General features: G+C 37.2%; 19 protein-coding genes. 10 read left to right on the top strand and 9 right to left on the bottom strand.

Annotation, left to right across the window (positions count from 1 at the left end):
* Positions 1-18: 18 nt before the first annotated feature.
* Genes J5J03_RS11150 through J5J03_RS11140 form a run of 3 tightly spaced genes read right to left on the bottom strand, consistent with a single transcriptional unit; the run spans position 19 to position 2,928 of the window.
* Positions 19-429: a VOC family protein gene (locus J5J03_RS11150; protein ID WP_208589573.1), complete on the bottom strand. Its 411-nt coding sequence runs from the start codon at positions 427-429 to the stop codon at positions 19-21.
* 41 nt (positions 430-470) lie between these two features.
* Positions 471-1,982, bottom strand: a complete 1,512-nt coding sequence (locus tag J5J03_RS11145; protein WP_208589572.1) for an ABC transporter permease/substrate-binding protein — start codon at positions 1,980-1,982, stop codon at positions 471-473.
* Positions 1,975-2,928 carry an ABC transporter ATP-binding protein gene (locus tag J5J03_RS11140; protein WP_208589571.1) on the bottom strand — a complete coding sequence of 318 codons (954 nt, stop codon included), beginning with the start codon at positions 2,926-2,928 and terminating at the stop codon, positions 1,975-1,977. Before J5J03_RS11140 ends, J5J03_RS11145 begins: the two co-directional genes overlap by 8 nt.
* Before the next feature lie 131 nt (positions 2,929-3,059).
* On the opposite strand from J5J03_RS11140, the gene J5J03_RS11135 reads away from it, so the two are divergent.
* From J5J03_RS11135 to J5J03_RS11125, 3 genes are all read left to right on the top strand, one after another.
* A complete protein-coding gene (locus tag J5J03_RS11135) occupies positions 3,060-3,704 on the top strand; it encodes an NfeD family protein (protein ID WP_208589570.1) in 645 nt (214 codons plus the stop codon).
* A gap of 14 nt (positions 3,705-3,718) precedes the next feature.
* Complete coding sequence (locus tag J5J03_RS11130; RefSeq protein WP_208589569.1) at positions 3,719-5,170, top strand: flotillin family protein; 1,452 nt, start codon at positions 3,719-3,721, stop codon at positions 5,168-5,170.
* 527 nt (positions 5,171-5,697) lie between these two features.
* Positions 5,698-6,144: a DUF1801 domain-containing protein gene (locus J5J03_RS11125; RefSeq protein WP_208589568.1), complete on the top strand. Its 447-nt coding sequence runs from the start codon at positions 5,698-5,700 to the stop codon at positions 6,142-6,144.
* A gap of 5 nt (positions 6,145-6,149) precedes the next feature.
* Here J5J03_RS11125 and J5J03_RS11120 read toward each other — a convergent pair whose 3' ends face one another.
* A complete protein-coding gene (locus J5J03_RS11120) occupies positions 6,150-7,100 on the bottom strand; it encodes a sodium:calcium antiporter (RefSeq protein WP_208589566.1) in 951 nt (316 codons plus the stop codon).
* Between the two features lie 144 nt (positions 7,101-7,244).
* Between J5J03_RS11120 and J5J03_RS11115 the strand changes: the two genes are divergently transcribed.
* Positions 7,245-7,739: a metal-dependent hydrolase gene (locus J5J03_RS11115; RefSeq protein ID WP_208589564.1), complete on the top strand. Its 495-nt coding sequence runs from the start codon at positions 7,245-7,247 to the stop codon at positions 7,737-7,739.
* On the opposite strand, the gene J5J03_RS11110 is transcribed toward J5J03_RS11115, so the two are convergent.
* A complete protein-coding gene (locus J5J03_RS11110) occupies positions 7,711-8,430 on the bottom strand; it encodes a MurR/RpiR family transcriptional regulator (protein ID WP_208589562.1) in 720 nt (239 codons plus the stop codon). The genes J5J03_RS11115 and J5J03_RS11110 overlap by 29 nt on opposite strands.
* 191 nt (positions 8,431-8,621) lie before the next feature.
* Here J5J03_RS11110 and J5J03_RS11105 point away from each other — a divergent pair, with 191 nt between their 5' ends.
* Positions 8,622-10,064 (top strand): glycoside hydrolase family 1 protein, encoded by a 1,443-nt coding sequence (locus J5J03_RS11105; RefSeq protein WP_269435817.1) that lies wholly within the window; start codon positions 8,622-8,624, stop codon positions 10,062-10,064.
* A 226-nt stretch (positions 10,065-10,290) separates the two neighbouring features.
* On the opposite strand, the gene J5J03_RS11100 is transcribed toward J5J03_RS11105, so the two are convergent.
* Positions 10,291-10,689: an ACT domain-containing protein gene (locus J5J03_RS11100; RefSeq protein ID WP_208589560.1), complete on the bottom strand. Its 399-nt coding sequence runs from the start codon at positions 10,687-10,689 to the stop codon at positions 10,291-10,293.
* A 127-nt stretch (positions 10,690-10,816) separates the two neighbouring features.
* Between J5J03_RS11100 and J5J03_RS11095 the strand changes: the two genes are divergently transcribed.
* Together J5J03_RS11095 and J5J03_RS11090 are read left to right on the top strand one after the other, a co-directional pair.
* Positions 10,817-11,161 (top strand): DUF4260 domain-containing protein, encoded by a 345-nt coding sequence (locus tag J5J03_RS11095; RefSeq protein ID WP_208589558.1) that lies wholly within the window; start codon positions 10,817-10,819, stop codon positions 11,159-11,161.
* Positions 11,162-11,230: 69 nt separating this feature from the next.
* Positions 11,231-12,064 carry a polysaccharide deacetylase family protein gene (locus J5J03_RS11090; RefSeq protein ID WP_208589556.1) on the top strand — a complete coding sequence of 278 codons (834 nt, stop codon included), beginning with the start codon at positions 11,231-11,233 and terminating at the stop codon, positions 12,062-12,064.
* A gap of 245 nt (positions 12,065-12,309) precedes the next feature.
* Here J5J03_RS11090 and J5J03_RS11085 read toward each other — a convergent pair whose 3' ends face one another.
* The gene (locus J5J03_RS11085; RefSeq protein ID WP_208589554.1) at positions 12,310-12,756 is read right to left on the bottom strand and encodes a DUF2188 domain-containing protein; all 447 of its coding nucleotides are present in this window, start codon (positions 12,754-12,756) and stop codon (positions 12,310-12,312) included.
* A gap of 26 nt (positions 12,757-12,782) precedes the next feature.
* Positions 12,783-13,109: a four-helix bundle copper-binding protein gene (locus tag J5J03_RS11080; RefSeq protein ID WP_208589552.1), complete on the bottom strand. Its 327-nt coding sequence runs from the start codon at positions 13,107-13,109 to the stop codon at positions 12,783-12,785.
* 144 nt (positions 13,110-13,253) lie between these two features.
* Here J5J03_RS11080 and J5J03_RS11075 point away from each other — a divergent pair, with 144 nt between their 5' ends.
* From J5J03_RS11075 to J5J03_RS11065, 3 genes are read left to right on the top strand one after another with little or no spacing between them, the layout of a single operon-like run.
* A complete protein-coding gene (locus J5J03_RS11075) occupies positions 13,254-14,225 on the top strand; it encodes a sugar-binding protein (protein WP_208589551.1) in 972 nt (323 codons plus the stop codon).
* A complete protein-coding gene (locus J5J03_RS11070) occupies positions 14,218-15,627 on the top strand; it encodes a sensor histidine kinase (protein WP_208589550.1) in 1,410 nt (469 codons plus the stop codon). The genes J5J03_RS11075 and J5J03_RS11070 overlap by 8 nt, the downstream gene beginning before the upstream one ends.
* Before the next feature lie 4 nt (positions 15,628-15,631).
* Positions 15,632-17,158, top strand: a complete 1,527-nt coding sequence (locus J5J03_RS11065) for a response regulator transcription factor (RefSeq protein ID WP_208589549.1) — start codon at positions 15,632-15,634, stop codon at positions 17,156-17,158.
* A 191-nt stretch (positions 17,159-17,349) separates the two neighbouring features.
* On the opposite strand, the gene J5J03_RS11060 is transcribed toward J5J03_RS11065, so the two are convergent.
* Positions 17,350-18,219: an AraC family transcriptional regulator gene (locus tag J5J03_RS11060; protein WP_208589548.1), complete on the bottom strand. Its 870-nt coding sequence runs from the start codon at positions 18,217-18,219 to the stop codon at positions 17,350-17,352.
* Positions 18,220-18,253 lie beyond the last annotated feature (34 nt).

The following is an 18,253-nucleotide window of genomic DNA, read 5'->3' as shown; positions in this document are numbered from 1 at the left end:
ACTATGTAATATCCTTGTTTAAGGATAATCACAATATTCGATAATGGTTCCTTCTGTATCAGCAGGGTTTAAGTAAATTAATCGTCTGCCGTGTTTGTTGATTCGTCTAGTGTGTTCCATCACGCGAATGTCTTGTTTCTTTAGATCCTCAATTGCTATATCTAAGTTGTCAACACGATAAGCGATATGGTGTACGCCTTTCCCTTTTTGCTTAATGAAACGAGCAATAGGAGAGGTTGTATTATTGGTTGGCATCAATAATTCTGTACGAGCACCCTCGATATCGATGATCGCAATTTCACTCTCGACACCAACTGCTTCACTACGATAACGATCAATCAATTCTCCACCTAAGATTTTTATATAAAAATCGATACTTCCTTCCAAATCTCTAACGGCAATTCCGATGTGATCTAATACTTTTTTCATAACAATCACCTTTCACAACTATTTCTTCAATTGTAACATGATTATAACCCTTCTTCTTTTAAGTAGGACTGTGCTACTTCATGTGCACTCTTTCCTTCGACGGCTACTTGGTAGTTCATTTCACGCATTTGATCATCGGTAATTTTTCCCGCGAGTTGGTTAAGTATTTCCTCTAGTTCAGGATAACGATTCAGTGTTTCTTGTCTTAGTAGTGGTGCCCCTTGATAAGGTGGAAAAAGCCCTTTATCATCCTCTAACACTTGTAATTGGTATCTCCTTAACTCACTGTCCGTAGAATAAGCATCAATTAGATTGACATCGCCTTCTTCGATAGCTGCATATCGAAGTTGAGGTTCCATCGTGGTAACGTTCGGGAAGTTTACTCCATAGAGTTCCTGAATTCCTAAATAGCCATCTTCCCGATCAGAGAATTCGAGCGTGAACCCTGCCTGAACCTCATTTTCCATTTCTTGCAAATCAGAAATAGTTTCTAAATGATGTTGTTCGGCAAAATCCTTTGGTACTGCTAATGTGTATGTATTATTGAATTGCATAGGCTGTAAGAATTTTAAGTCATATTTTTCTAATAATCCATCTTGTGCTTGATGATATACCTCTTCTTCATCATTACTAGAGGCAGTCTCATTTAAAAATTGCGATAATGCTGTTCCAGTAAATTCCGGATAGATATCAATGCTTCCTGATCGCAATGCGTCAAACAAAAAGGAAGTCTTTCCTAGTCCGGGTTCTAATTCTACCTGTAGATCTGTTTCTTCTTCAATTAATATTTTGTATATGTTAATTAATATTTCCGGTTCAGCACCTAGCTTTCCACCAATGACAATGGTATCTTGATTATTTTTCATTACATTTGGCACAATGATAAAAAGTAAAGAAATAATGATAATCAGAATAATCGTCACGATGGATTGTTTGAAAGAAAATTTCTCCATCTTCCGTAATAAGAAGTCAAAAACAATGGCTAAAAGTGCAGCAGGTATGGCACCTATGATAATAAGAGATGTGTTATTGCGATCGATTCCTAGCAAGATGATATCTCCTAAACCACCGGCTCCTATTAAAGCAGCAAGTGTTGCTGTACCGACAATTAAGACCATTGCTGTTCTGATCCCAGCCATAATGACCGGTATTGCAAGAGGGAGTTCTACTTTCATCAGTCTTTTTGATGGATTCATTCCCATTGCTGTTGCAGCTTCGATTAAGGAACTATCTACTTCTTTAATCCCTGTATATGTGTTGCGCAAGATTGGTAACAACGCATAAATGACTAACGCGATGATTGCCGGTACTTTGCCGATTCCGAACAATGGAATGAAAAGACCGAGTAAAGCTAAGGAAGGAATGGTTTGTAAAACCGCGGTAGCACCAATAATAGTTTCTGCAATTTTTTCCTTTTTGGTCAAGTAGATACCGACTGGAATCGAAATGAATACAGTGAACAATAAGGCAATGAACGATATTTGGATATGTTCCAATAATGCTTGCCATACTTGAGTTTGTCTGTTTTGGAACACGTCATAGAAATCAGACATATTCTCCCCGCCCTTCTTTGAAAGAGGAGGATAAGTATTGTAACAATGCTTGTCGATCTACTTGTCCAACTGTTTTCCCTTTTGATGTAACGTAAATGGTTTCTTCCTTGGATAACATATCTAATACTTCTTCAAGGGAAGCGGAGGCGTCAATTGTAATAGCCGGTTTTCCATCAGTTGCAGGTTGCATCATATCTTTTAAATGAAAAGTGGAGTCAATGCTGTTAGCAGAACCTATAAAGTCACGGACAAAATCATTAACAGGATTAGTCAGGATTTCTTTTGGACTACCGAGCTGCACGATTTTTCCTTCTTTCATGATGCAGATTCTGTCTGCAAGCTTAAGTGCTTCTTGGATATCATGGGTAACAAATACAATCGTTTTATTGATTTTTTGTTGTAAATCGATGATATCTTCTTGCAACTTTTCTCTGCTGATTGGATCTAATGCACTAAATGGTTCATCCATTAGGATAATATCTGGGTCTGCCGCTAAGGCACGAATAACTCCCACTCGCTGTTGCTCACCACCTGAAAGTTCATGTGGCTGGCGGTCGCGATATGTATCAGGATCGAGGCCGACCATTTCTAATAATTTATCTGTGCGTTTTTGAACGTCATCTTTGTCCCAATTTTTCATTTCTGGAACAATAGCAATGTTTTCTTCGATTGTCATGTGAGGAAAAAGGGCAATTTGCTGGAGGACATAGCCGATATTCCATCTTAATGCATGAATGTTATAATCACTAATTCTCTTATTATCGATGTAAATGGTACCTGTTGAAAGTGGAATGAGTCGATTCATCATTTTCAGTGTCGTCGTTTTTCCACAGCCACTAGGGCCGATCAGTACAAAAAATTCTCCTTTTTCAATGGAGAAACTCGCCCTATCGACAGCTGTTGTACCATCAGTAAATTGCTTGGATACATTCTCGAACGTGATCATACTAATAAACTCCCTTATTCGTGTTTATCGATATTTTCTACTTTTAGCATATCATATGGGGTTCATGTAAGATAAAGAAAAGTTTTTTCAATAACTGTTGAAGATTACTGGCGAAAGATGGTGCTAATCGTATGAATATGGTAAAATATCAAGAAATATACATAAATTTGTTCCTGTTCTTTATAAAAAATGGGAACTTTTTACCTTTTGATACGTATATATTAATAAGTCATTCATCAGGAGGTGTACATATTGGAGTACTAGATATTTATTGGTGGATACTATGGGGGAGTTTGGCAGTTGCCATTTTTTCTTTGTTACTAGGTCATGTGTTAGATGGAATCTTAGATAGTGTATTTGATAGTTTAGGAGACTTCTTTAATCCATTACTAGTTTTTGGTACTTTATCTGTTATTGGAGGAGCAGGTGTTTTACTTACTAAATATTCTTCTTTAAACGATATTTATGTCTTACTTATTAGTATATTAATAGGCATAGGAGCATATTTACTTATTTACTATTTCCTTGTGATTCCGATGTCGAATGCTGAGTCCTCTACTTCTATATCCATTCATGATCTAGAAGGGCAAGTTGGTGAGGTGATTACCACCATTCCTGCTCAAGGTATGGGAGAAGTATTTATTTCCTCTACAAGCGGTAGTCGAAATGAAACTGCCAAAAGCTTTGATCAAACGATTATTAAGCAAGGACAACAAGTTGTTGTTGTAAAGGTTGAAGATCAGATTTTATATGTTTCAGAACTAGATGAACTTTAATTAGGAGGCTAAGAATGGACTTTTTGATTGTTATAGGTGTTGTCGTTGCGGTTATCCTAGCATTTGCGATTCTATTTGCAGCTCGCTATAAAACAGTAGGCGCAGATGATGCTATGATCGTAACAGGTAGTTTTTTAGGGAGCAAGAACGTACACAGAACAGATGATGGAGGAGGCATTAAGATCGTCCGTGGTGGCGGTGCCTTTATCCTGCCGGTTTTCCAGCAGAAAGAAAACATTAGCTTACGTTCTCATAGTTTAGATATCTCTACACCGAATGTTTACACCGAGAATGGTGTACCAGTAATGGCGGATGGAACTGCGATTATCAAAGTGCAAAGTACAACAGAAGGAATTGCGACAGCAGGGGAGCAATTCCTAGGGAAAGACGATTCCGAACTTCGCAAAGAGGCGCAAGAAGTATTGGAAGGTCATTTGCGAGCGATTTTAGGAACGATGACAGTAGAGGAAATCTACAAAAACCGAGAACGTTTTGCACAAGAGGTACAAACGCAAGCGGCTGTTGATTTAAAGAAAATGGGACTGCAAATTGTCTCATTCACCATTAAAGATGTGCAAGACGAAAATGGATATTTGGAAGCACTAGGTAAGCCGCGTATTGCAGAAGTCAAAAGAGACGCCCAAATTGCTGAAGCAAACGCGATGAGAGATGCACGTATTCAAAAAGCTTCAGCAGAACGCGAAAGTCAAAGTGCAGAGCTATTAAGCGAAACGCAAATTGCCGAATCCACAAAAGAAAAAGAACTCAAAGTAGCAGCTTATAAGCGTGATCAAGACACGGCTAAAGCAGAAGCGGATATGGCTTATAAATTACAAGGAGCAAAATCAGAACAACAAGTTAAACAAGAAGAAATGCAAATCCAATTGGTTGAGAAAAATAAACAAATTGAAATCGACGAAAAAGAAGTACTTCGTAAGCAACGTCAATATGAAGCGGAAATCTCCAAAAAGGCAGAGGCAGAGCGTTATGCGGCTGAACAAAAAGCTGAAGCAGACAAAGTTGCCCGCGTAAAAAAAGCTGAAGCAGAAGCTGAACAAATACGCTTGGACGGGGAAGCCGAAGCAGATGCTATCCGTCAAAAAGGTTTAGCAGAGGCAGAAGCGAAAGAAAAAATTGCCGAAGCAATGGAGAAATATGGCGAGGCAGCGATACTCGAAATGATTATCAACATGCTTCCTGAATTTGCTGGAAAAATTGCTGAACCTGTTCGTTCTATTGACAAGGTGACAGTTGTTGATAATGGAAAAGGCGATGGCGATGGTGCAACGCGAATGAGTAATTATGTAACTAAATTAATGAGTCAATTACCAGAAACATTAAAAGATGTATCTGGTGTTGACTTAAAAGGGATGTTAGATAATGTCGCATCCAATAACGAATCCAAGATCAAGGATAGTTTAGCTAAAGCAGAAACAGAAAGTCCAGAAGTAACGAACGGAGAATAAACAAAAAGGGTAGGTTTAAGCCTATCCTTTCTTTCTTGTAAGGAAGGATATAAACATTGGTATTATAACTTTTATAGAGATTTCAATGCTACATTTTAGCGCTTTTAAGGGATAATAATCCAAGTTTTTAGCTCTAACATATGTTGTAGAGCAATACTTAGCGAAGGCCCGCCCACTTCCACTCCTGTGGGAATCGGTTGACCTGAAGATCCACTTTTTCGAGCGATTTTTGCTCGAAAAAGTTAGCTGAAGGGCAAACCCCACGGAAAGGGAAGTGGACAGCCGGAGCGGTGGTCAAGCTGTTCAAGTATTTCATAATGAATGCTAGAGAAATGGTAAATCTTTTTATTTATCCAATAGTTATTGCTTATAGACAAAACAAAAAATGATATCGCAAAGGTGTCCATAAGAATTAGTCTTAGGGACAAAAATTAGCAAAATCCCATCCAAACTTCTATAAGATATAGTTCCACTATACGTATTGTTCTTCTGTGCTACAATAGAAAGAAAAATGAGGAGGAGTATTGATGTCAGAAGCTATCATTCATGCATATTTAAAAGATAAAGAAGAAAAATGGCACGAACCGTTTACTAGACTTTATCATGTGATTGATGAGAATATTCCAGATGGTTTTGCACTTGAAATGCAATATGGCATGCCTTCATTCGTTGTTCCGTTGGCAACATTTCCTAAAGGATACCATGTCCAGGAAGGTACACCTCTCCCTTTTATTAGTATTGCAGCACAAAAGAAACATTTGGCTGTCTATCATATGGGCATCTATGCTGATGAGGAATTGCTAGACTGGTTTGAAAAGGAATATTCTAATCACATGTCCACTCAATTAAATATGGGTAAAAGCTGTATTCGATTTACAAATCCTAAAAAAGTCCCTTTCGAGTTGCTTGGTGAACTATCCACCAAAATAACAGTGAATGAATGGATCGAGATGTATAAAAGTAGGGCAGAGTGATGGCATTAAAACATGATGTAAGTAGCGATAAAATATAGAGCAATAGTTGTTAATGATGGTAATGCATAGATGATTACATTTTTGACTATTGATCGCTGTAATGCATAGATAGTTAAGAAGATCATCATCAGTCCAAGTAAAGCTGTCATTGCATTTGATAGGCTTGTCATATTTAAAATCGCACCTTTTTGATGGAAGATGTCTGTAATCACCAGTAGTTGCAGATTATATAGGTTACTACCTAAAATAGCACCAATAGCAAGAGAGTATTTTGCCATTTGGAATGCTACAAGTACAGTGACTAATTCAGGTAAAGAGGTTGCCGCAGCAATTAAAAAACTTCCGACAAAACTGGAGTTCATTCCTGTTTGGTCAGCAATTTCGTCGCCGGAAATAGTTAAAGTACTACCAGCAAGAAAGACGATAATCGCGGCGAAGATAAAACGAATGACTCCTTGTTTTAATGTTAAATCAGATGTTACCTCAATATCTTCTTCCTCATGATCGAGTTTCTTCACAACAAATAAATAAAGAATAATCAGTAGATACATCTCGAAACCAATATGAAAAAAGCTGGGAGAGTTGTCCCAAAGAATGGCAATGACTAATAAGGCAGTCATTACAAATCCGGCTTTTGCAACCGGGAGATGTGTGCTTTGTTCTACTCTATTAAATACTCTCTTTTTTCGATAAATAAGATCAAATGCCATTAAAATCAAAACGTTAAACACATTGCTACCTAACATATTTCCAACGGCAATATCGGCATTGTCAATATAGACAGCAGTTAAACTAGTCGTTAACTCAGGTAAACTTGTTGCCCCGCCAATTAGAAAGGTTCCTATCATAGCCCCGCTTAGTGTTGATTTTTGATTAATGACGTCTCCATATTTATTTAATTGAATGGCAGCAAAAATTACTATGATGGCCGCTAGAAAAAATACAATGAATGTCATGACTATCCTCCCTAAAATGATTAAATTATAAAAGATATTAAATGAATAGCGAACATATATTCTTGATAGAAAAGAATCGATATGGTATGATAAATGCCTTCATTACATAATTTTATCCGCAACATGAAAAGGAGATGTAATATTATGACAGGAAAAACACATATTATGGGTGGGATCGCAGCAACTACTGTGATGGCCACTTTTACAGATTATGATCCTGCTTGGTTTATATTTGCAGGAGCTATAGGGGGATTAATACCAGACATATGTCATGGGGGAAGTAAAATTGGCCGAAAATTTCCACTCCTGTCTAAATTGATTAATGCGTTATTTGGTCATCGAACTTTTACTCATAGTCTATTATTTTTACTGTTAGTTGGATTTTTATTATCGCTAATAACTAGTAATAGATCATTGGTTATAGGTATCGCTATTGGAATGATCAGCCACTTCCTACTAGATTCTATGACAAAACAAGGAATAAAATTACTTTATCCAGTAAACATGACAGTAAGATTTCCATTCACAACGAAAACTGGTGGTACTGTTGAGAATCTTGTGTTATTAGGGCTAACTTTGCTGACTATTTACTTTGGAAAAGACATCGTCCTTATGTCTTCTTTATTTTTCGTGCTATAGATTCCAAAATATAAACCACTGGAACTTGTGTGGTGACATTGGAATCTTGGAACCACTCTTCTGTAACATAATACGCAAGATTTACATCTGATATTTTTGCAATTGTAGACAATTTATTATTCGTTATGCTAATAATCTGACTGCCCTCTTGTTTGAGTTGATTAACCTGAGTTACGGTAAAAGGATTTTCTCCCGATACCGAAAGTACAATGGTTACACTGTTATAGCGGAATTTAGCATGAATCGGATAATGAGGATCTTTGATATAGACCGAAAATTTCCCCATGCTGGAAAAATATCTTGCTCCATATTCTGCTAGAATACCGGAGCTGCCGATCCCAGTGAAAATTACACTTTCTGCTTTTGCTATTAATTTGGCTGCTTCATCCATCTGTTCCTCTAGATCACCGGTTAGTGTCCTTTCAAAGAATTCTGTAATGGAATGCTGAGGACTTTTGATAACTGTCCGTTTGTTTTCTTCTAAGTGCATTTTTAATTTCACCTTAAATTCGGAAAAGCCATCACAATTTATTTTACGACAGAAGCGTAAAATCGTTGCTGTTGATACATGTGTTTCATCCGCTAATTCACGAATTCTCATATAAGCTACTTTCTCGCTGTTTCTGGATATATAGTTATACAGTGTTAATTCCAATTCATTAAAGGAAGCAATCATTTCATGGGTAAACATCGAGGTAGAGTCCCTTCTTGATACAAAGTCTTTCTTTTATTTTAGCATACTCATTGAATATGTTACAGGTTGTGCCATTGATGAAACATGTCACGAAAGTTGTTATTAACAACAGAAAGGTCGATTCATATTTACCTTACTTATGATCCAAACTATAATGCAAATATAATAAGGTAATAGGAGGTTGTGTCATGCCAACAAAAATGTATCAATTCCCAAAAAATTTTCTGTGGGGTGGAGCTACTGCAGCTAACCAGATTGAAGGTGGTTTCCATGAAGGAAATAAAGGCTTAAATATAGCGGATGTATTACCAGGTGGAAAAGGCCGGCTCAATATTTTAAAAGAACCCGGTTTTAACTTTGAAGTAAATACGGAGAAATATATATATCCGAATCATGAGGCTATTGACTTTTATCACCGATACAAAGAAGATATTGCGCTGTTTGCAGAAATGGGCTTTAAAGTATTTCGAATGTCCATCGCCTGGACGAGAATTTTTCCTAACGGTGATGAGACAGAACCGAACGAGGAAGGACTAGCCTTTTATGACCGGGTGTTTGATGAGCTGCATAAACACAATATTGAACCAGTTGTGACCATATCTCATTATGAAATGCCGGTTAATTTAGTAAGGAATTATGGTGGTTGGCGAAGCAGAGAAGTAGTGACTTTCTTTGAGCGTTATGCCAAAACGATTTTGGAACGTTATCAAAACAAAGTGAAATATTGGATGACTTTTAACGAGATTAACAGTGGGCTAGTCATGCCAATTATGGGGCTCGGCTTCTCGATCCAAAAGGAAGAGGATAAATATACGCCAACATTCCAGGCATTTCACCACCAGTTTGTTGCAAGCAGCTTAGCGGTAAAAGCTTGTCATGAGATTATTCCGGATGCACAAATTGGTTGTATGATTTTATATGCGCCAGTTTATCCATATGATGCTAATCCGACAAATGTTATGCATGCACTAGAAGAAGAGCGTCTTTTTAACTATTATTGTGCAGATGTACAAGTCCGTGGTGAATATCCTGCGTTTATGACTCGTTACTTCAAAGAACATCATATCGAGTTAGATATCAAAGAAGGCGATTTAGAACTAATTAAAGAACATACTGTTGATTATATTGGCTTTAGTTACTATATGTCCCGCACTGAGAAAAAGGAAAAAACCGACGAAGAACAAGCGGATGGTAACATAATGTCTGGTGTAAGAAATCCTTTCTTAACAGCAAGTGACTGGGGATGGGAAATCGACCCAATCGGTTTGAGAATCGCTTTAAATCAATTATATGACCGTTATCGTGTGCCACTTTTTGTCGTTGAAAACGGACTTGGTGCGAAAGACGTGGTAGAAGAAGACGGATCTATCCGTGACGATTACCGAATTGATTATTTGCGTGACCACATTGTCGCCATGGGAGAAGCAATAGAAGATGGTGTTGATTTAATGGGATACACTGCTTGGGGTTGTATTGACTTGGTAAGTGCATCTACAGGTGAAATGTCTAAGCGCTATGGCTTTATTTATGTTGATAAACAAGATGACGGCAGTGGAACAATGGAACGCAGCAGAAAAAAATCATTTTTCTGGTATCAAAATGTGATTGAAACGAATGGGAAAGAATTATAAAAATAAGGGTATTGGAAGAAGAGAGTGTATAATTCTTCTTCTTTCTTATAAGGAAAGAAAGTATATAATCCTCGGTATCAACGCATTTGTTATCAAAGTAGCCATTTTGAAATAAACCGTATAGGAAACCATCGCTGCGGCTGTCCACTTCCCTTTCCACGGGATTTTCGACTAAGCTAACTTTTCCAAGCAAAACCCGCTTGAAAAAGTGGATCTTAGTCGAAAATCATCCCGTAGGATCATTGCTTACGTGATGTCCAGCTTCTGTTAACACGGTTATCCCTTTTTCCAAATTTTCTTCTTTGATCAGAATGTAATCCGTATTAAATGTCGATAGAGCAAAGATGCTAATGTCATGATTAGCAAGAGTGGTCGCTATGTTGGCCAATATCCCTGTAAGCGCAAAATCAAGCACTCCCTCAATTTTTAAACAACGCCATCCATCTTCCTTATCGATAACAATATGATCATCAAACGTTATGTTACTATTACAAACAATCGAGCATTCTTCTTCCGTATAGGAGACGGAAAAAAGCTCATCACTTTGCATCAGGTGAGTTGGAATGCTTTCTTGCGGTGCTAATTTAATAACAGAATACGGATTGTTTAATATCGAAAAGTTCATTTGTTTTCCCCTTTTTTTAGAAAATAGTGATCTAGTACTATTATAAGACAAAATTAACGTAATTTTAATCATTCTTAATCATGATTTGTAGTAGAATGGTCGTAAGATAAAAAGAAGGCGGTGTCCTGTGAATAAATTATTGTTACATTTAGAAGGAGCGGCTGTTTTTGCGTTAAGTCTTTATGCTTATTTTTATTTCTCATTTGGCTGGATAATGCTGATACTATTGTTATTGGCTCCAGATCTCGCGATGCTTGGATATCTAATTAATAACAAGATCGGTTCCGTTATTTATAACCTTTTTCATACGTATGTTCTTTCGCTTGGTGGTGTCGTCATCGGTTTTCTTTTTCATGATTTGTTATTGGCGATCAGCTTAATCTGGACGGCACATATTGGGATGGATCGAATGGTGGGCTATGGATTAAAGTATTCTAGTGGTTTTAAGGACACGCATTTCGATCGGGTCTAAATAGCAGATATATCGGTCTACATACGTTACAATAGGAATGGAAGCGATTTAAAAAGGAGGATGAATCAAATGCCAAAAGTGGTGATGACTTTTCCAAAAGGGAAATGCAAAGTATTAACAATGAGCTATGATGATGGGAAAGTGGCGGACAGACGTTTAGTCGATATCTTTAATCGTTATGGGATTAAAGGGTCTTTTCACTTGAATTCAGGCCTACTTGGAGAAGGAGACAGAATTATAGCAGAAGAAATAGCGCCATTATATCAGGGACATGAAGTTTCAGCACATACAGTCACACACCCTACCATTGCACGTTCTCCGAAAGAGCAGCTAATAGAAGAAGTGATGGAAGACCGTAAAAAGCTAGAAGAACTGGTTGGCTATCCAGTAAGAGGTCTATCCTATCCAAACGGTTCCTATCATTCATTTATCAAGGAAATGCTACCTTATTTAGGGATTGAATATGCGAGAACAGTGAATAGCACAGGAAATTTTGGAATACCAGATGATTTTATCGAATGGAATCCAACGTGTCATCATAACCAAAACCTTTTACAACTCGCTGAAGAGTTTGTTTCCTTACATAAAAAACAATATTTATATATGTTTTATGTGTGGGGACATAGCTATGAATTTGATCATGATGATAATTGGGAATTAATCGAACAGTTCTCCGAATTTATTGGAGACAAAGAAGATATCTGGTATGCAACCAATATAGAAATTGTTGATTATATCAAAGCATTTAGGAGATTGCATTTTTCAGCAAATAGCCAGTTTGTCTACAACCCATCAGCGCAATCGGTTTGGTTACGTGTTGATGAACGGGTTGTGGAAGTACCTGGTGGTAAACAAGTGGAATTGACAAAGGAAGGTTACGACTATTCAAGTTCATTCATTTAACTATCGAGAAAAAGGCTGACCAAATGGTGTGAGATATCTCTGGTCAGCCTTCTTCTATTAATTATCGTCATTTACGCTATTTTTCTGATTACCTTTTGCATATTTTCCTTGGCGGCCATATTCTTTGTTAGTTTTATTTGTTCTTTCTTCACCGCTTTTTCCTTGGTTGTTGGCCATGAATGATCCACTCCTTTCTCTAGGTTGTATTAATGTGATACCCGGTGCTAAAGTGATGAAACTATTATTCAGGTTACTTTTTCTTGAATGGAACCGTCTTTTTTATGGATTATAGTAGCAGTTCCTTTATTAGCGGCAATTTCTTTTGCTCTCTCAATAGCTTCCTGTTTATTGTCGAAAACATAAGAAGCTTGTTTGGCGTCCTGTACTTTTACAGCCCAGCCATTTTCATGTGGAATGACGTGCTCACCTTTTTCCAATAGCTCGGGTCTACTATTTTGTGCATCTTCATCGCGACTCCGAAGCTCTTCGTCACTCATTTGTAAAACTTGTTGAATCTCTTTATCAGATGCGTTTTCATACCACTCCTTTGCCTGTTCAGTTGCAATCGGAATAGCTCGTCCTTCCTTATATCCTTCGTCGATCATCGCGTTGGCGATATCAATCGCTTTTTTTCTTACCGATGTTTCTAAGTTTTTTAATGAACTTGGATAATCGTTTGTATCCCAAGGCATGGCACTACTCCTCTCTTGATGGTATGTTAGGAAACTTCTCTACAAGCTTTTGCACATTGGAAGCAAGCATCAGCACATCTTTGGCAATGATCATGATGATGGTGGTTACATTCTTCCCCACACGTTTGACAAATTTCTGCGCAAACTGTAGCTAATTGCGCGATAAATGGTGAATTTCTTGTGATCGCTGCCTCTAAATAACTACAAAATTCAGCACATTCACGATCAAGTTGAATGCATTTCGTCATCGTGTCGACATTTTCTTCTTTTAAACACGCATTAAAACAATGGTTACATTTCGTCATGCAAATGTGTAAAGTATCCAGTAGTTTTTGGTACTTTGGATCAATCATGATTCTACCTCCAATCGTAGTATAGTGCTTACATAATGTACGATTCCCATATTTAGGACGACTAAACTTAGATGCAGTTGGTTTTCGTTTCAGAATTGGTGTGCTATTATAATTCGTATCATCATTGCAACACAGGAGGGTGACATGAGAAATAGTAAGTTAATGAATATTATCCTAATTTCATGCTTTGTTATAGCGGTGAGCTTTTCGATATATTTTTATATACAGTCTAAAGCATTCCAATCCAAGATTACTGATGCGACTTCGAAAGAACAGGTGCCAACCTATCATTTTGCTCTGATTGGAGAAGAAATGGATCATGATTACTGGCGATTAGTTGGTGAAGGGGCAAAAGATATGGAGGAAAAATATGATGTGTTTATCGAGTATGAGGGGCCAAGACGTTCCAATCCAGAAGAACAACTGAAGCTTCTCGACATTGCGATGAAATCGAAAGTGGACGGCATTATTGTACAAGCGTTGAATGATGAATTTTTACCAGTTATTAATCAAGCAGTAGATCAGGGGATTCCGGTAATAACGATTGATACCGATGCACCGGAAAGTAAGCGGTCAACTTATATCGGAACGGATAATTATGAAGCTGGAAAACTAGCTGGTGAGGCATTGCTTAAAGATACTAATAGTGAAGCTACTGTTGGGATTATCACAGGTAGTTTTGAAAACGCTCATCATCAATTACGTGTCGAAGGCTTCAGAGATGTTGTCGAACAAGAGCCAGGAATTGATATTGTTGCGATTGAAGAGTCGAATATTACGAGAGTAGTTGCGGAAGAGAAGACGCACAATATGTTAAGTGATTATCCAGATATTACCGCGTTATATGGAACAAGTGCATTAGATGGGATTGGTATGGTTGCTGCTGCTGAATCGTTGGGAGTAGAAGAATCCCTATATATGATTGCCTTCGATGTATTACCAGCGAATATTGCACTTTTGAAAGAGGAAAGAGTGGATGTATTAATTGGACAAAAACCATATGAAATGGGAAATCGCAGTGTGGAGTTAATGCTGGATTTGATGAATAATCAAGAAGTACAGGAAGTTTACCATACGAATGCATCTGTAGTTAGAAAAGAGGATATTGATGATTAGGATTAGAACAAAACTACTCATATACTTCGCTGCTATCCTGTTATTAGTGATTATTTTATTTTTTATTCGTGAACAAAGTGCGCAAAGAATTGTTGAATTACATGATGAACGTTCTGCTCATTATTTTTTATTAAATGAAATAACAAATATTACAGATCAGACTTATCAATCACTGCAAATTTATGTGCATGAGCCAACAGATGAAAATCTCCAATATTATGAGGAGGACAAGCAACAATTAAACGAATTACAAGAGCAATTTGAGATAGCTGCTGAAGAAAGTATAGATAAGAAAAACTATGTCCATTTATTAACAAGCTTTTTAGAATTAACTGATTTAACTGCGGAAGGTGTAGCACAAGATGATATTGAGCAATATTCCTATTATTTGAATGAAGCAGATAATAGTGCAACTTATATTCATGAGAAAACCTTAGAATTAATTAATTCAGAACTTACTGTTTATCAGAATTTAATTGAACTGGAGGACCAACGTGTTAAATATTCTAAAAATATGGGGACTGCTATTTTTATTTCGGTGATCATCCTTAGTATTTTGTTTGCCTTATGGTTCTCTAATGGCATTACAAGGGCGATTGAACGCCTAACTGGTGCTGCTAAGGAAATTTCGCAGGGAAATTATACTGTAGAAGATGTCGTTGTGCCTCAAAAGGATGAACTAAAAATTTTAACAGAAACGTTTAATCAAATGAAGTGGAATATCGTCGAGGCGATTCGGGAAATGAAAGAAAAAGCCCGGATGTCTCAGTTGTTAAAGGAAATGGAATTGAAGAGCTTGCAAAATCAAATTAATCCTCATTTTCTATTTAACACATTAAATACGATTTCCAAAACATCGTATATTGAGGGAGCAGAACGAACCAGTGATTTAATCTCGTCTGTTTCAGCGTTGTTACGTTATAATATCGGTAGTCTAGATAGAGAAACCTATTTGAAAGATGAAGTAGAGATCGTGAAGGAATACTTTTTCATACAAAAAACGAGGTTCGGTGATAGGGTGACATTCGATCAGGATATCGAGGAAGAATGTTTACAAACCCCAATACCTTGCCTGACGCTACAGCCTATTATTGAAAATGCCTTCATGCATGGTATTGAGGAAATGGCAGACGGTGCAGAAATAACCCTTGCCATTTATCAAAAGGAAGAAAAAGTATGGATTGAAATAACCGATAACGGAGTAGGGATGGATCAGGAAACGATTGATCGCTTATTAACAGTGGATGAGAATACGGAAACGAATAGAAAAGGGCATTCGACAGGGATTGGCATGCGAAATGTAATCGATCGCCTCAAGTTATTTGATAAAGAAAGTGAAGTGTCTATTCGATCAGAGGTTGGCAAAGGAACCAAAGTAACCATTAAGCTACGAAAGGAGTGACAAAATGATCAACGTTATGCTTGTAGATGATGAGGCAATTGAACGAGAAGGCATCCGGATGATTTTAGAACGAAACAGATCAAATGCTGAAATTATTGCAGAAGCAAAAAATGGTAAAGAAGCAGTTGAGTTTGCCACAACACATCGACCTGATATTATTTTTATGGACATTAAAATGCCAGAATTTGATGGTTTGGTAGCAATTGAACAAATTCTTCAGACATTACCGGAAACAAAATGTATTATGGTATCCGCATTCGATACTTTTCAATATGCTAAACGTGCGATGAAATTTGGTATAAAAGAATACCTGTTAAAGCCGAGTAAAGTATCAGAAGTATTAGAAGCTTACGATCGAATGGTTGCAGAACTATCTGAAAAAAATGAGCTAAATGAACGATTAGAACAAGCAAGTGCATTGGTAGAAATGGAATTTATCTTAACGCTGATGATGGATCATGTCCATGAGTTCAACGCAGAAGATTGGACGAAATGGCTAGATGTCGAGAATACAAAGGGCTTTGCCGCGGTATTTTCTTTTCAGTCAGAGATCCTTAGACCTGACCGTGAACAGAAAAGTAACTGGTATCGCACACTCAAAGACGGATTATCAAGGTTACCTTATGATGTTTTTGTTGGACCGCTGACAGGTTATCAAGTCCCAGTTTTCGTTAAGTATGGTGATTATCGAATGGATCAGTTTGCAAGAGATGTTATACAGAATATTCAGCGTGATTTACGCGATTGCCAGCTCTGTGTTGGAGTCGGAGCAGTTATTGCTGATTTACAGGACTTTTCCAGGTCCTATCAAGAAGCCTTATATGCTTTAGAGCAAGTACAAAACCACTCTGGCGCTAAATATCAAGTCTATACGGAACAAATGGCTGAAAAAAGAAAAGAACGGATCCATTTTGAAGAAGAGAAAGAATTACTAGAAGCCATTAAAAAAGGAGATACTCAGCAGGCGACGTTTTTATTTGATCGCTATTTCCAATCGGTACAACAGAATGCTAGTTATCAAGCACGAATCATCCAAAAGACAATCGAAAACTTTTTTATTGTCTTAACAAGAATGACGAAAGAGCTAGGTCTGGATCGGAATATTCAAATGAGCTTTGAACAGTTTGAAACAGCGACACAGATCAGGGAAGCTGCCAAGGCTCACTTGCAAAGAATTATTATGCAGATACGTGAATGGCGTTCAACTGGAGTTCATGGTCTGTTGATGCAGGCAAAGGAATATATTGAAGCCCATTATCAGCGAAATATAACACTGGAAGAGATAGCAGAGAAAGTCGGATTAAGCTCATACTATTTGAGTAAGCTGTTTAAAGAGCATTTTCAAATCACCTTTGTTGAATACGTAACAAAAACTAGATTAACCGAAGCAAAAGACTTATTATTAGATGATCGAATATCATTGAAAGAAATTGCATTAACAGTTGGATATAAAGATCCCAATTATTTCAGTCGAGTATTTAAGAAAGAGACTGGACTGAGCCCGAGTGAATATCGAAAGCAGTATTCATGAAAAAGGACGGATGTGAGAATTTTTTGCACGGAATTGATAAGTTGTTTATCACGGTGCTAAACGTCTGTAACCCCCACTTCAAGCTTTAATTAACGCAAGGAAGCTAAGTTGGGGATAACAGAAGTAAACATCCTGATAAGTTTTGCTAATGATCAGTGGAGGTCAAAATTTTCACTGATCATAGTCTCACTTTATTTGGATACATTCTCCTTGCGAAAATGAGCTGGTGTTGTACCAATGTACTTTTTGAAAGTCCGGTAGAAGTGTGGGATGCTTTCGAATCCACACTTTTCTGCAATATAAGAGATCGTATAATTCGTAGTGATTAATAATTCCTTTGCTTTAAATATGCGTTTTTTGTTGATATAGACTGTTAATCCCATACCAGTAATATCCTTGAAGACTCGACTAAAATGAGCAGGGCTGACGAGGGCTTCGTCGGCTATAGTAGTCAGGGAGATGTTATGTTGCAGATGTTGATCAATGTATGAAAAGATATCATTTATCCAGTCACGATTGTTATCTTTTTTTACGGAAGGCTCTGTATTCTGATTTGCACGAAGGCGAGACAATTCTAATAATATATGATGAGTAATTAACACGGAAGCGTGTGAGCATCCTAGTTTTTGTTCTTTCAATTCTTGATGTATGTTTGCAAGGTATTGCTCCAATTTAACTTGATGCTTTTCAGAAAGGTGTATTTTATAGTCTTTCTCTTTTTTTATTTCTTTGATTAAAGATAAATAGGAAAAGGATTCATCAGTAGAAATGGTTTGAATAAGTGCTGGGCTAAAGAAAATGACAGAGGAAGTCACTAAATCATTTTTATCAGGCTTGGCGTGATGAATCGTATCATTTGGAATGATAAAAACATCCCCTATCCCCATTTTGTATAAGGTGTTTTGAATAAAGAAAACGCCTTTTCCACCATGAACATAAATGATTTCATAAAAGTCATGCATATGGTTTGGCAGTTCATTTTGCGGCTCTTTACTACTTTTGTAAGAAAAGGAATAAGGAAAGAGTTCGTTTGAATCAGAGAATTTATTAACCGTTTTCATCTTGATCACCTATCGCTATTTTATATCAAAAAAG

Origin of the sequence: Gracilibacillus suaedae (genome assembly GCF_017599345.1) — a bacterium.
Taxonomy (GTDB): Bacteria; Bacillota; Bacilli; order Bacillales; family Amphibacillaceae; genus Gracilibacillus; species Gracilibacillus suaedae.
This window is presented reverse-complemented; position numbering and strand designations above follow the sequence as displayed.